This window comes from Rhodococcus sp. IEGM 1354 (assembly GCF_030056855.1).
Classification (GTDB): Bacteria; Actinomycetota; Actinomycetes; order Mycobacteriales; family Mycobacteriaceae; genus Rhodococcoides.
In genome coordinates, this window is the sequence record NZ_JASHKT010000008.1 from 164,184 (window position 1) to 177,496 (window position 13,313).

Sequence of the window (13,313 nt, forward strand, 5' to 3'; positions counted from 1 at the left end):
ATCTTCAGCCGACTCGAGGACCGAAGTCATGACCGAGCTTGGTCGCACCACGTTGGAACACCTACCGGCGACCGTCGCGAGGCCCGAGTACGACGCCGACGAACTGCACTGCGGTGTGGTTCATTTCGGTGTCGGTGCGTTTCACCGCGCACATCAGGCGGTCTACTTCGACCGATTGCTCGCGGCCGGGCACCTGGACTGGGCGCTGTGCGGGGTAGGAGTGCTGCCCCAGGACAAGAGAATCGGGGAGGTGCTCGACGCCCAGGACTACCTCTACACACTCGTGACCGTCGACCCCGACGGCATACGTGACGCCCGAGTCGTCGGCTCCGTCGCCGATTTCGTTTTCGCACCCGACGATCCGCAGACCGTCATCGATGTGCTGAGTTCACCGTCGACGATGATCGTGTCCCTGACCATCACCGAAGGCGGTTACGGCGTCGACGATCTGACGGGCGCGTTCGAGCCCACCGACCCGTCGGTGCTGGCGGATCTCGAGGATCTCTCCACACCGACGAGCGTCTTCGGGTTTTTGACCGTGGCTCTCGCCACCCGTCGATTCCACGGAGTCCCGCCATTCACCGTGATGTCCTGCGACAACATCGTTCACAACGGCGCGGTCGCCCGCACCGCGCTGACGTCCTTCGCGCGCCACCACGACCGCGATCTCGCCGATTGGATCGATTCCACGGTTGCCTTTCCCAACTCGATGGTCGATCGCATCACGCCGGCAACGACGTCGACCGTCATCGAGGATGCTCGACGTGACTTCGGCATCGACGACCGCTGGCCGGTTCAGTCGGAATCGTTCTCGCAGTGGGTACTCGAAGACACCTTCTCGTTCGGGCGGCCACCGTTCGACGAAGTAGGAGTGCAACTCGTCTCCGATGTCGCACCGTACGAGCACATGAAGCTTCGACTGCTCAATGGATCCCACCAGGCCATGAGCTACCTCGGCATCATCGCCGGGTACACCCACGTCCACGAGGTGATGGCGGATCCGGACATGCGTGAATTCGTCGCGTCGTACATGCGTGCCGAGGTTGCCCCGACGCTCGCGCCGGTGCCGGGGATCGACCTGGATGCCTATATCGAGCAACTGCTGCAACGATTTTCGAGTCTGGCCGTTCGAGACACCCTCGAACGTCAGATCGTCGACGCCTCCGCGCGAATCCCAAAATTCGTGCTGCCGGTCCTGCGAGATCGGTTGGCGCACGATCGGACCGTCGATCACTGCGCGTTGATACTCGCCGGATGGTGTGGGGTGTACGAGCGTGGGGACGTTCCCATGATGGACGTCGATGCGGAGCGTCTGCAGCGACTGTCGTGGGAAGACCACGACAATCCCGGAGCGTTCCTGACCAATCGCGCAGTGTTCGGGGACCTCGCGGGTAGCCCGCGACTACGAGGTGCGTACCAGCGAGCCAAGCGTTCGCTGCAGGACAACGGTGCCAGGGGCGCGGTACGACGACTGCTCGAACAGTCGTCGGTAAGTCACACCTTGTAGTAGACCACCTGATGACTGGTGGCCAGCAAACTCCCGCCCTCGGTCCACAATTCGGCAGTCTGGTCGAAGTAGCCCTGGTGAAATCGGCGTGCCCGTGCGGTGCCGAGGACGTATCCGTCGGAATGCTGCTCGAGATCCTCGGGCGTAGCGAAGTAATGGGTGGTCAACGAGATCGTTCCAGCCGGAACGTACGTGCCGAGCCGCTGGAAGATCCGCGGATAGAACACATCGCTCAGCGAGGTCAGGGCCGCGAAGTCCATCGGCCGCGGTGGTGTATCGCGGATCCACAGAGTTTCGGTCGAGTCTGCGGACTCCTGATCACTCAGTGCGCCTGCCACGAAACGCATCTCGTAGTTCTGCGCCCATGCGATGGCGTCGGGAAGGCCGCCTTGGTTCGTATCGGCGGGGGAAGGAACGTCAGGGACCGTCGCCTCGATGTTGTCCCAGGTCTCACGACGTGAACCGAACACCGCAGTTGCGGTCGTAGCCACCACACCGTTCTGCGCCAGTTCGAGATACCAGTGTTGGTTGCTTCGGTTGGTCCGCACCGGGCGGGCGGAGATCTCGAAATCACCCTCGGCAACCGGTCCGGCGAAATTCACTGTCAGCGAGACCGGTGTTCCCTGGCAGTCGGGGTGGAGTTCGATGGCACGGACGAACGATGCAGCAGTGATTCCGCCGAACGGGCCGACCATGTTGTTGTACGGCGGCGACGTACGTCCTGCGTACGTGCCCTCGCCGACAATCTCGAGTGCGACTGCTGCGTCGAACGGGTGCATCGACTCTCCTACGGCCTCGGACGGTGTGTCATCCGATCGTAGTGTCGCCGAGAATCAGTCCAGGTCCTGGCCACGCTTCTCCGGCATCCACACCATCGTCAGGAACGAGATCACAGCTGCGGCAGCGAGATAGTAGAAGAACCAGTCGGCGTGGCCTTTCTCGGACAAGGCGTTGACCAGTAGCGGAGCGGTGCCTCCGAAGAGAGCAACGGTGAGGTTGTACCAAGCCCCGATACCGACCCCTCGAAGCTCGGCCGGGAAGGCTTCGGCCAGAACGGCAGGAATGATGGCCGAGCACATCGCGAACAGCAGCAGGCCGACGCAGAAGACGATGAGCAGTTTTACGAACGACGGCCCGATCAGCTTGGAGAGCGGGATGATCAGAATCGCGAACAGCGCAGCGTAGGTGAGCAATTGCGGCTTGCGGCCGATGCGGTCCGCGAGAGCGCCCATGGGGTACTGCAGCGCGACGAACATCGCTGTCGCGATCGACAACGCTACGAACACGTCGTTGGCGTCTGCTCCGCGCTGCTTGACGGCGTAGGGCGTCATCGCGGAGAAGAACGTGTAGTAGGCGAGTGTGGCGAGGAGAACGAATCCGATGACCTGCAGAACGGCGCGGGGATGGTGCTTCATGGTCATCCACAACGGGTTTCGCACGGCCTTCGCCTTCACCGCGTTGCGCTCCTGGTTGTCGGCTTCGGCCATGCCGCGTCGCATCCAGAGTCCCACTACTCCGAGCAGCCCGCCGATGACGAACGGTACGCGCCAGCCCCACGAGCTCAGTTGGTCGTCGTCGAGCACGAACGTCAGGTACGCGCCGAGCAGTGACGCAAGGAGAATGGCCGTGCCGGTTGAGATGTAATAGAAGGACGAGTATCGGCCCCGCCTGTCGTTCGGGGCGATCTCGGCGAGGTAGGCCGACGCGTTGGAGACCTCGCCGCCCATCGACATGCCCTGGAGGATCCGGGCCAGCAATAGCAGAATCGGAGCGATCCACCCTGCGACAGCGAAGGTGGGAAGGGCGGCGATCGCGAACGACCCACCCGACATCATCGCGATCGTCAGGATCATTGCCTGGCGTCGCCCTCTGAGGTCGGAGAAGCGCCCGATCAGCAAGCCCCCGAGCGGCCTGAAGAAGAACGCCACCGAGTACGTTGCCAATGTGCTCAACAGAGCCACAGCCGGGTTGTCACCGGAGAAGATCTGGGTGGCGAAGTAGATCGAGAATGTCGCGTAGACCGTCCAGTCGTACCACTCCACGGCGTTGCCGATACTGACTGCGAGTAGTTGCTTCTTTGGCATCACGTGCCGAGTGGACGTCGATTCGGACTTCACTGACATGGCGATCTCCTTGTCGGGGGCGTGCGTCGAAAAGCCTATGCCTCCACAGCTCCCGGGGTGCGGAACCACCGAGCCCGATTCGCTCAGGGAATAATTCGTTGCTGCCGGAGATCTGTGACGATGCCGGCGAACATCGCCTCGGTGTCCACGAAACGATGAAAACCCATGCGGCGGGCCTTGGAGCCGTCGGATATGACGTCGTAGTCCCACGAGAACACGAAGTCACCGAATGCCCAGGACGACACATCGCGGTAAGTAGTGGGCTTCAGCTCGTGTTCGGACACAATCGAATTCCACAGTGGCTCTTTGTCGGCCATGACGTCTTCCAGCGACATCGGCAGTGGGGTGGCGGTGTCCAACCCGAAGATGTCCGCTATGCGCGGCCACATGTCGTTCCAGCGGAACAGGTCTCCGTTGGTGATGTTGAACGCCTGATTCGCGCACGCGGGAGTGGTTGCGGCCCACACGGTCGCTTCGGCGAGCAACGATGCATCGGTCATTTCCAGCAGAGATCCGAAAGCACCGGGCTTGCCCGGGAATCGCATGGGCACGCCCAGCTTCTTGCACATGGTGGCGTAGACGGCGATCACGGTGGCCAGATTCATCGGATTCCCCAGCGCTACACCGCACACCACCGATGGCCGGATAGCCGACCAGGACCACCTCTTTCCGACCTGACGGCTTTCGAGGAACTGTTGTTGGTCGACGTTGAACTCGGGCGGCATGTGCGGTGGATCGGTTTCGCGCGCAGGGGTTTTGAACGGTCCGAGATGCGCGCCGTAGACCTTGTAGCCCTGCATCAGGCTAAACGTGTTCCAGGTTCGGGGAACTGTCCTCGATCACGGTGACCACGTTGACGAGCATCGCCAGATTGGGAGGCACCAGCTCGGCCCACGTGGGGCGTTCCTGGTACGCGGCGTAGAAGATGTGCGTGACGTCTGTCAGGTGCGAGAGTCGGCGTCGAGTCTCGTCGCCGTCGAGCAGGTCCACCATAATGTGCTGGACGCGTTCGTTGTCGATACCGCCGCGGCGGGACAGGCCGATGATGTTCCAATCCCCGGTCCGCTGCAGGTGTTCGACCAGATTTCCGCCGATCACGCCGTTGGCCCCCACGACTACTGCTGTCTTCATCGGCTTCTCCTTATCTGAATATCGCGATATTGCGATGTCCGAGTAAGTAGACCACAGATCGCGATATTGCGATATTGGAGTACGCTTCGAGGGTGGCTGACGAACTGAATCCTGCGGAGCTTGCTGCAGTGTTCGGTGCTCTCAGCAACCCGGCGCGATTGGCGATCATGCAATGGCTCAAGGACCCGAGCGACTTTCCGCCGCAGCTCGAACCGGCCGAACAGGTAGGGGTGTGCCTCAAACACATTCAGTCGAGGGCCGGCGTCTCGCAGTCGACTGCCTCGCAATACATGGCGGTGCTACAACGCGCCCACCTGGTGACCAGCACCAAAATCGGGCCCTGGGTGCACTACAAACGCAACGCCGACTACCTCGACCGATTGACCGAAACGATCAAGACCGATCTGTGACGTCTCCACTGCCTCGGCGCGACTTCTGTATGAGGCCTGACAGCAGGTTGATGATGCCGGACAGTGCGAGGCTGCCTCCTGGATAGAGGACGAGCCCGGGAGAGAAGATGACGGGTTCCGATGCGTCCCTGACCATGTAGACGGCACCGATCCCCGTCAGGACGAATCCGAGGATGGTGAGCAGTGCGATGATGCGCCGACGCTGACGGGCCAGCCATGTCGAAATCAGGGCTGCGAAACCGGCGAATACGCCCAAGAAAATGGACCCTATGAACAGCCAATCCCACTTCACGATGGTAGCCACGACGAACATGACTCCACCTATGAGGAGGAGGCCCAGCTCCGGAACGGGTTGTCGCTGAGGACGATCGACAGTCACAGCTTTTTGCCCCTCGCGAGATCGACTGCACGAGTGAGCGATGCTGCCTCGAACACTGGACCGTGCGCCGCTGCCGCCGCTGCGGAACGCTCACTCAGTACGACGGGGTCGGTCGCCCGGGCGATCGCCGCGAGGTCGATGCGCTGCAAGAGCTTCTTCGTCACGGGCCGCTTGCTGTCCCAGAATGCCAGAGCAGCAATCAGATCGGTGGCTTCGGGCCCGGTCAGTAACGCGTGCGCGACGGAGCAGGCTGCGGGGTCCTCGAAAGGGAGCAGATAGGTGGCATCGTCGAACACCGCTGGTTTGCCGTCGTAGGGACCGACCATCCTGAACTGTGGGATCTTGTGGAACCCGGAGATCGCAATCTTGTACGGCGCGAACGTGTACGGGCCCACACCGAAAATGCAGAAGCGGGCCCTGTTGCGGTAGATCGACGACTTCCGCCCGTCGAGGACGGCGGCATTGTCGGTCAGGTACTTCCACAGCTTCGGTGCAGTCGACGCAAGTAGCTCGGTGTCGTCACCGGTATGCGACTGCGGCACGATCATCCACCTTGACACCGAGTCCAGCTTGTCGCGGTAGACATCGGTGCACTTGAAGAGTGGGAACAGGTAGTCGGCTTCGATGTCCACGCCGGTTCCCAGTTTGGTTCGCGGACCACCCTTCTCGGCCAACTCCATCACCGCTGTGGCGTCGTGTTTGATGCCTTGCCGCCATACGAGAGGGCTCGCACCGTCGAACTGCTTACTGCGCTGATATGCATCGACATTCGCGACCAGTTGGCCGTCAACGACTCCGATTCTGTTGTCCGGCTGCACCGCATCGAGGCTCGGAAATGTCTCTGCGGTGTAGTCGGCCTGGCCCGGCCCGAGTTCGACAACGAACCAGCAGGCATCGACCCCTGCGTCGAACCACTTCTTCGCATCTATCATTCGTACGCTCGAACCGGTCACCGGAAGCTGATGCCGAGCACAGTGCAGCAGAACGTTTCGAGCTACCTGGGTTTTGCAGATCATCGCGACCGTTGCGGGGCGATCTGCGAATTCGGTGAGCAACTTGACCCAAATGAACTCTGCGATATCGAAGTTGGAGCTGCCGGTGATGGCCTCGATACCGCGAGCGTTCTTGGTGTTCATGCGGGCGGGTCGATTGGCGGAATCGAGCACCGACAGTTGCGAGTTGGTCACCCACGGCGGGTTGCCGATCACGAGGGTCGGGCCGGGCCCCGAACTCCACTCGATACCTCGGGCCAGATCGAAGTCGAAGATCGACGCTGTGATGATCCTGCCGAATTGTGCTGCTGAGAAGGCATACTCGGGCTGCAGCTCGATCCCGACGCGCTCTGTTTCGGGATGACTCCGGGCCATGACCGACAGGAAATTCCCGACACCGCACGTGGGTTCCAGGACGCGGGTCCAGTCGCGACCGGGCAGGGTGTCGACCAACGCGCGCGCCAACTCGATCGGAGTCTGAAAGTCTCCGAACTCGTTGTTGGGCATCGATGCCTCCGGCAGTGGTGCGGATAGGTTCCTTCTGTGGCACTCAACCACACCACTGCCGGAGGCATTAAAGTGAACGGGGATGAAGTTCTCGCGCGCTGCCTTACTGCTGTCCAGTCTCGTCTTCGTGGGTAGCCTCGTGTGGGTCGCCGTCACCGCGGGCACCGAGATTCCTGCACATTTCGACGGCTCCGGTCAGGTGGATCGGATGGATTCGAAGCTCTCCTTCCTCCTCACGATGGGTGGTACCGGATTCGTCATGATCGGGTTGTTCGTCAGCGTCGGCTGGTGGCTGCCCAAGCTTCCGGCTCAGATGGTGAACCTGCCGAGTCGACGACTGCACGAGTACTGGACTGCCCCCGAGAATCGGCCCGAACTGAACCGCAAGATTTCCGAGGACCTCGACTGGATCGGAGTCGCCTCCGCACTGCTGTTCGCCTGGATCTGCGTCGTTGCGGGCACGACCACAGGTGCGTCGGTGAACGCGTGGGTGTTCGTGGTGCCGACCGTGCTCTATGTGGTGGTGATTCTGGGATATGCGGCCTTCGCGTTCATGGGGAGTCGATACCGTATTCCGAAGGACTGACTCAGGGGAGCGGCTGCACCATGGCCAGCTTCGAGCCTGACTGTAAAAGGTGGCTGCCATCGGCGGAGTCTACCTTCATCTCGACACTGTCCGAGCGTGCCGATCGTGCGGTTCAGCGGGCCATACCAAACTATATACAAATAAGGTTTGGTATGTTCACGTAATGGCAGACGGTGGGGCCGGTGCATCCTGGCCTGCGGTGGAGTTCGAGAGCCGGCCGTGGTGTGTCGCCGATTCGTACACGTCGCGCGCCCAGAGGCGGCTGCATCAGGGTGACTATCGAGCAGCTGTACCGCCGCGTATTGCAGAGGTAGAGCTGAACCTGCCTGCGCAGCTGATCGCGGAGTCGGAGGACGCCCTCCGTGAGATCGTTCGATTCGACCACTATGCCTCTGAGCGGCTCGGTTCGTCGGTAAAACTTGCACCCATGAGTTCGATTCTGTTGCGGACGGAAAGCTCGGCGTCCTCGCAGATCGAGAATCTGACCGTGGGAGCCAGGGCACTTGCACTCGCCGAATTGGGTGCGCCCACAACGCGGAACGCCTCGATCGTGTCGGCAAACGTCCGTGCGATGGAAGCAGCACTCGAGGTCGGATCATCGATCGGAGAAGCAAGCGTGCTTCAGATGCACCGATCGCTGATGGAGTCCAACGGTGATCCGTTCCCAGGGCAATGGCGAACTCAGCAAGTCTGGATCGGGGGATCGGACAGAGGCCCGCACCGTCCCGCTTTCGTTCCACCGCACCACGACCGGCTTCCGGGTGCACTTGCCGACCTGTTCGAGTTCGCAGCTCGTTCGGACTTGCCCGTCATCCCGCATATCGCCGTCACGCATGCGCAATTCGAAACGCTTCACCCGTTCACGGACGGAAACGGGCGAACGGGCCGAGCCATAGTCCACGCGATGCTGCGTAGGGCGGAAGTGACGGAGCGAGTGACGGTTCCACTGTCTGCCGGGCTCCTCACCGACACCGCAGGTTACTTCCGAAGTCTGGATGCCTACCGCGACGGAGATGTCGAGGCGATCGTGCGAAGCCTCACCGCTGCCACGTTTCACGCCGTCGAAGGTGGGCGGCGATTGGTAGACGAGCTGGCCCACGTCAGAACCGAGTACACCGATCGCGTCGTCGCACGCAGCGACTCGGTTGTGTGGAAACTCCTCGACGCTCTGGTGGCGCAACCGGTCGTCGACAACGGCTACGTACGAAACACATTCGCCGTCAGCGAGATTGCGGCTCAGCGGGCAATCGACAAGCTGACCGAGGTGGGAATTTTGCACCAGACGTCGAAGGGGCGACGAAACAGGGTGTGGCAGGCCGAGGAGATCCTTGCCGCGCTCGACGACTTCGCGGACGGCATCCGGCGGGTCCGATGACACGCACTCGGTCGATGCTCAGTGCACGCCGAGACCGTCGAGGAGAAGTTCGGCGACGAAGTTCGCGTTGTCCTGTGGGCTGTTCTGTCGTCGTGTGAAGCATCGCATCAGCAGAGTATTGGTGATGCCTGCTGCGAGATCGACTGGGCTCGAGCTCTTTCGGAATACCCCGCTGTCCTGACCCCGCGCGATGACCGGCCCGATGATTGCCGGCAGGTTGAGTTTCTCCTTGATCGAGATCAACCCCTCCGGCTCGCCGTATGTGTCGTGTGCGACGGCCACGAGGAGAGCGTCCATGAATTCGAGTTCGTCGGCGGCGAGCTGCGCACACCGCAGCAGGTGATGTCGCAGAATCGTGAGCTCGTCGAGGCCCAGCAACTGGTCGTCGGCTACCGACTCGCGAAGATGATCGACTCGATTCTGCAGGGCTGCAACGATGACGGACGGCTTGGTCGGAAACAGAGTCTTGCAAGCCGTCCTCGGCACTCCTGCGATGTCGGCGACGTCGTCCATCCGCGTCATGAAGTAGCCACGCTTTCCGAACTCGTCGCGCGCAGCTGTGATGATCGCAGCGCGAGGATCACGCGGAAGCGGGCGTTCCTCACCCGGTGAATCGACTTCCCCCACGTCGTCGAGGTGCTGATGACGTCCGGACGTGTCGACGACGGCCCCGAGGAAGGCAAGCACCGCGTCGGACATCACATCGGCCGATACGGACGCGGCGTCCGCCTGACTGCGGAGGCGAAATCCATCGATGATTGCGTTGACCGTCACTGCGAACGATCGGGCCGTGAAGGGACGGCGAAAGGCCCCACCGTCGGAATCGAATAATGCCTCGAACGCGCCCAATACGGCTTCGTCCCGGACGCGGTAATTACCTATGAGGGTAGGCGACGACGGCCCGCCGAAAACGTGGTCCAGCAGAGACTCGGTGATGCTCTTCCGGTCGACGATTGCCGGGAAGTATTGCGCAACGAGTGCCGTCACCGTCGAGCGAATCGATGCACCGTTGTTCGTCACCTGGCTGCGAATTGTTTCGTGGACGTCGGTGGGCAGCGAGGTCCGGGCCAGCTGCTCGACCACCTTGTCGAGGAAGTCGGCCTTGGTGCTGAACTTGCGGAAGAACGTCGCTGTCGACGAGTCGGATGCGTGGACGACGTCTTCGATGCGCATACCGCGGTCGAGGATTCGTCGAGGATCCGCGACCAACAATGTGACGGCCGCCTCGACGAAATGGGTGGCAGTCGCGTCGAGCTCGTTCATGGGGACGGACTTTACCGAGGTGGAGACCGACCGTGACGGTGCCGGTGACAGTACTCACTGTCGGGTGAGAGCAACCTCGGTCATCAGTCGGAGTGACCTAGCGGAGAGAGTGCGGTGTCATGTGCTGTGTTCGTGCCGCCGGGACAGCGGAGGCACCCGAAATCAAGGATTTCCATGACAGTTCTCGACATCCACATCGGCGAAACGCCCGGTCCGCGGCTCAGCGCTCGCGAAATCGAAGTGCTCACCACATGGCTGGTGTCCGATTCCAAGTCGGAGGCGTCGCGGGCGCTCTATCTGTCGATGGGGACCGTGAACACCCACTTGTCCCGGATCCGAGCCAAGTACTCCGCGGTGGGGCGCACGGCACCCACCAAAGCGGCATTGTTGGCGAGGGCTCTGCAGGACGGCTTCATCGATATCGACGATCTGTGAGGTTCACTCAACCTCGACGCGCCGCGACTTCATTTTCTTCACCACGAACCACGCAATCAGCGCCACAACGATGCCGATCACGATGTACTGGAACACGGAGGCGTAGTTCTCCACGTAGTGCCAGTTCTCGCCGAGGAAGTATCCGGCCAGCACGAAAATCGAGTTCCAGATCAGGCTGCCGAGCGTGGTGTACAACGTGAATTGCAGTACCGGCATCCGTGACACACCGGCCGGAATCGAGATGCCCGAGCGAACGACCGGGATCATGCGGCCGAAGAACACCGCCGATCGACCGTGTCTGGTGAACCAGTCCTCGGCCTTCGTCAGATCCTCGGTTCCGACGAACGGCATCTTCTCGACAATGGCGTACATCCGGTCACGTCCGAGTTTGATGCCCAGCCAGTAGAGAACCAGAGCGCCGAGCACCGATCCCGCCGTCGTCCAGAACAATGCACCGAAGAGCGTCATCCCGCCCTGAGATGCGGTGAAGCCGGCCAACGGCAGGATGATCTCGCTGGGTAGCGGCGGGAAGAAGTTCTCGGCAGCGACGGCAATACCGGCACCGGGACCTCCGATCGCCTCCATCAAACTCACCGCCCACCCGGCGATTCCGCCGAGTTCAGTGCTGGTCGCGGCAAGGGTGGAGAGCTCACTCATGACTACGACTGTACGAAACGTCTCGACCGAAAATCTGCTCACCAGGAGAAATGCCAAGAAATTGAGACATATGGAACACTTGCGAGGGTGAAACGAGCCCTCCAGGTACTGCCCGTTGTTGCCGCCGCCACACTCGTGCTGGGTGCCTGCGGGTCCTCCGATTCGGAGCCGACCCCCGCTTCCGCTCCCACTGAACCGTCAGCTCCGGCGTCGTCGTCCGTGTCGGCCTCATCCGGCCCATCGAACGCCGGCGTCTACAACCTGCCGGGCACAGGAGTGTTCCCCGAAGGCATCACCGCCGCCGACGACACGTTCTACGTCACCTCCACTTCCGACGGTGCCGTGTTCCGCGGAACCGTGGGATCGCCGGATGTATCGGTGTTCCTGCCCGGCGGTGCGGACGGACGCACCGGCGCTGCCGGGATCGATGTCACCGATGACGACGATCGGCCCGATTACTTGGTGATCGCCGGTGGAGCGACAGGCAAGGTGTGGGTGTACGACGCCAATTCCGGTGATCTGGTGGCCACGTTCATCAACGGTCTCGGCACCGACGCGACGTTCCTCAACGACGTTGCGATTGCCGACAACGGCGATGCCTTTGTGACGGACTCACGCAGCCCGGCGCTGTACCGCATTCCTTTCGATCAGATCGTGGCTGGGACGCAGGACGCTCCGTTGCAAACGTTCGTGAGTTTCGACGGCACTCCGTTTGTATACGGAGACGGCTTCAACGCGAACGGCATCGTCGAGAACGACAATGAGACGGCGCTGATCGTCGTGCAATCGAGTACCGGCAACCTGTATCGAATCGACAAGACTTCCAAGGAGGTCACACAGGTCGATCTCGGCGGAGCAACGCTCATGAACGGCGACGGGATGGAGATGGACGACGACACGCTGTACGTCGTCCGCAATCGGGACGGTCTGATCTCGAAGGTCGATCTCGACGATGACGGCAGGACCGGCGCGGTCACAGGCGAGATCACCGACGCATCGTTCGCCTACCCCACCACCGTTGCAGCAGTTGATGATCGACTACTGGTGGTCAACAGTCAGTTCGACAAGCGTGGGGGAGAACCCGTCGAGCCGTTCACCGTCAGCTCTGTTCCCGAGTAGAGCGGCTTCGCCGCATGTGCGCGGAAATTCGTAGCAGAGACCGACTTTCCGCGCACAACGATCCAAGGGGGTTCGAGCAACGGTTCGGGCACCATGGAGGTCGGACGCGACCGACGTCGTCCGTGAGAGGGGTCTTCGTGTCGATTCGTCCGGCCGAGGTCGGCACCGTGTCGATCGTGTTGGGAGCGCTGGTCGTTCTGGTTCTCGATGCTCACACTGCATTGCAGACGCCTTCGCACCTTCGGCGCACGATCAGTGAATACGGACTCGGCGCAGAGCAGTGGGTGTTCTCGATCGGGGTCGTCCTGCTCGCATTGGGTTCTGCTTTCACTCTGCTGGCCGCGGTGCGACAACGGCTCACCCGACCCACCTCGGTAGCGTCCTTGTGTCTGGTGTTGTGGACTATCGGCCTTGTTGCCGTTGTCGCCGTGCCGAAGCAGGATTGGTCGAACGACGCGTCACTGAGCCTCGGCGGGACGATCCATCGACTCGGTGCGGCAGTGGCGTTCGTCAGCATCCCCGTCGCGGTCTTCGCGTTCTCGCGGCCCTGGATTCGTCAGGGTCCATGGACTGTCCGGGCACGAACGACACTATGGCTGAGCGTGCTGTCCGTCTGCACGCTGCTGCCGATCGCATACGCACTCGTTGTCGGTGCCGTCGGCACGCGACCCTGGTATCGGGTGGTCACACTCGGATACGTGGAGCGGGTACTCGTCGTTGCCGAAGTGATCGCTTTGATCTCGCTGGCCTTGTGGGTGTGGGCAGCCGAACGTGGGAGTCCTGCTTCCGTGAAGTCACAGGAGATCGAGGCCTCGCAGCCCGCCTAGGG

13 protein-coding genes and 1 pseudogene are annotated in these 13,313 nt (G+C 61.7%); 7 read left to right on the forward strand and 7 right to left on the reverse strand.

The genetic code is table 11. From position 1 onward, the window contains the following. Window positions 1–28 precede the first annotated feature (28 nt). Window positions 29–1,507: a mannitol dehydrogenase family protein gene (locus QM588_RS18635; protein WP_283315501.1), complete on the forward strand. Its 1,479-nt coding sequence runs from the start codon at window positions 29–31 to the stop codon at window positions 1,505–1,507. On the opposite strand, the gene QM588_RS18640 is transcribed toward QM588_RS18635, so the two are convergent. From QM588_RS18640 to QM588_RS18650, 3 genes and pseudogenes are all read right to left on the reverse strand, one after another. After that, window positions 1,495–2,286: an acyl-CoA thioesterase gene (locus tag QM588_RS18640; RefSeq protein WP_283315502.1), complete on the reverse strand. Its 792-nt coding sequence runs from the start codon at window positions 2,284–2,286 to the stop codon at window positions 1,495–1,497. The genes QM588_RS18635 and QM588_RS18640 overlap by 13 nt on opposite strands. 54 nt (window positions 2,287–2,340) lie before the next feature. Then, on the reverse strand, window positions 2,341–3,630 hold the full coding sequence (locus QM588_RS18645) for an MFS transporter (RefSeq protein WP_283315504.1): 1,290 nt from the start codon (window positions 3,628–3,630) through the stop codon (window positions 2,341–2,343). An 83-nt stretch (window positions 3,631–3,713) separates the two neighbouring features. Continuing rightward, window positions 3,714–4,761 (reverse strand): annotated as a pseudogene (locus QM588_RS18650) (SDR family oxidoreductase). A gap of 92 nt (window positions 4,762–4,853) precedes the next feature. On the opposite strand from QM588_RS18650, the gene QM588_RS18655 reads away from it, so the two are divergent. Beyond that, complete coding sequence (locus tag QM588_RS18655) at window positions 4,854–5,171, forward strand: ArsR/SmtB family transcription factor (protein ID WP_052061234.1); 318 nt, start codon at window positions 4,854–4,856, stop codon at window positions 5,169–5,171. On the opposite strand, the gene QM588_RS18660 is transcribed toward QM588_RS18655, so the two are convergent. Beyond that, complete coding sequence (locus QM588_RS18660) at window positions 5,155–5,484, reverse strand: hypothetical protein (RefSeq protein ID WP_283315507.1); 330 nt, start codon at window positions 5,482–5,484, stop codon at window positions 5,155–5,157. The two genes, QM588_RS18655 and QM588_RS18660, sit on opposite strands and share 17 nt — an antisense overlap. Before the next feature lie 62 nt (window positions 5,485–5,546). Then, the gene (locus QM588_RS18665) at window positions 5,547–7,049 is read right to left on the reverse strand and encodes an SAM-dependent methyltransferase (RefSeq protein WP_283315510.1); all 1,503 of its coding nucleotides are present in this window, start codon (window positions 7,047–7,049) and stop codon (window positions 5,547–5,549) included. Between the two features lie 82 nt (window positions 7,050–7,131). Between QM588_RS18665 and QM588_RS18670 the strand changes: the two genes are divergently transcribed. Together QM588_RS18670 and QM588_RS18675 are read left to right on the forward strand one after the other, a co-directional pair. After that, window positions 7,132–7,635, forward strand: coding sequence for a hypothetical protein (locus QM588_RS18670; protein ID WP_283315512.1), 504 nt, complete (start codon window positions 7,132–7,134; stop codon window positions 7,633–7,635). A gap of 163 nt (window positions 7,636–7,798) precedes the next feature. Continuing rightward, window positions 7,799–9,010 (forward strand): Fic family protein, encoded by a 1,212-nt coding sequence (locus QM588_RS18675; protein ID WP_283315514.1) that lies wholly within the window; start codon window positions 7,799–7,801, stop codon window positions 9,008–9,010. Between the two features lie 18 nt (window positions 9,011–9,028). Here QM588_RS18675 and QM588_RS18680 read toward each other — a convergent pair whose 3' ends face one another. After that, on the reverse strand, window positions 9,029–10,273 hold the full coding sequence (locus QM588_RS18680; RefSeq protein WP_283315516.1) for a TetR/AcrR family transcriptional regulator: 1,245 nt from the start codon (window positions 10,271–10,273) through the stop codon (window positions 9,029–9,031). Between the two features lie 174 nt (window positions 10,274–10,447). On the opposite strand from QM588_RS18680, the gene QM588_RS18685 reads away from it, so the two are divergent. Continuing rightward, on the forward strand, window positions 10,448–10,708 hold the full coding sequence (locus QM588_RS18685) for a LuxR C-terminal-related transcriptional regulator (protein WP_336620087.1): 261 nt from the start codon (window positions 10,448–10,450) through the stop codon (window positions 10,706–10,708). Between the two features lie 3 nt (window positions 10,709–10,711). Here QM588_RS18685 and QM588_RS18690 read toward each other — a convergent pair whose 3' ends face one another. Further along, window positions 10,712–11,365: a DedA family protein gene (locus QM588_RS18690; protein ID WP_027497716.1), complete on the reverse strand. Its 654-nt coding sequence runs from the start codon at window positions 11,363–11,365 to the stop codon at window positions 10,712–10,714. A gap of 87 nt (window positions 11,366–11,452) precedes the next feature. Here QM588_RS18690 and QM588_RS18695 point away from each other — a divergent pair, with 87 nt between their 5' ends. Both QM588_RS18695 and QM588_RS18700 read left to right on the forward strand, forming a co-directional pair. Continuing rightward, a complete protein-coding gene (locus QM588_RS18695) occupies window positions 11,453–12,484 on the forward strand; it encodes a superoxide dismutase (protein ID WP_283315520.1) in 1,032 nt (343 codons plus the stop codon). 137 nt (window positions 12,485–12,621) lie between these two features. Further along, entirely contained in the window at window positions 12,622–13,311 is a 690-nt protein-coding gene (locus tag QM588_RS18700) for a DUF998 domain-containing protein (RefSeq protein ID WP_283315521.1), read from the forward strand. The last annotated feature ends 2 nt before the right edge of the window (window positions 13,312–13,313 follow it).

Coding starts and splice junctions, on each gene's coding strand:
- QM588_RS18640 (WP_283315502.1), bottom strand. CDS start 2,286: ATGCACCCGTTCGACGCAGCAGTCGCACTCGAGATTGTCGGCGAGGGC.
- QM588_RS18680 (WP_283315516.1), bottom strand. CDS start 10,273: ATGAACGAGCTCGACGCGACTGCCACCCATTTCGTCGAGGCGGCCGTC.
- QM588_RS18685 (WP_336620087.1), top strand. CDS start 10,448: ATGACAGTTCTCGACATCCACATCGGCGAAACGCCCGGTCCGCGGCTC.
- QM588_RS18660 (WP_283315507.1), bottom strand. CDS start 5,484: ATGTTCGTCGTGGCTACCATCGTGAAGTGGGATTGGCTGTTCATAGGG.
- QM588_RS18665 (WP_283315510.1), bottom strand. CDS start 7,049: ATGCCCAACAACGAGTTCGGAGACTTTCAGACTCCGATCGAGTTGGCG.
- QM588_RS18690 (WP_027497716.1), bottom strand. CDS start 11,365: ATGAGTGAGCTCTCCACCCTTGCCGCGACCAGCACTGAACTCGGCGGA.
- QM588_RS18670 (WP_283315512.1), top strand. CDS start 7,132: ATGAAGTTCTCGCGCGCTGCCTTACTGCTGTCCAGTCTCGTCTTCGTG.
- QM588_RS18645 (WP_283315504.1), bottom strand. CDS start 3,630: ATGTCAGTGAAGTCCGAATCGACGTCCACTCGGCACGTGATGCCAAAG.
- QM588_RS18675 (WP_283315514.1), top strand. CDS start 7,799: ATGGCAGACGGTGGGGCCGGTGCATCCTGGCCTGCGGTGGAGTTCGAG.
- QM588_RS18635 (WP_283315501.1), top strand. CDS start 29: ATGACCGAGCTTGGTCGCACCACGTTGGAACACCTACCGGCGACCGTC.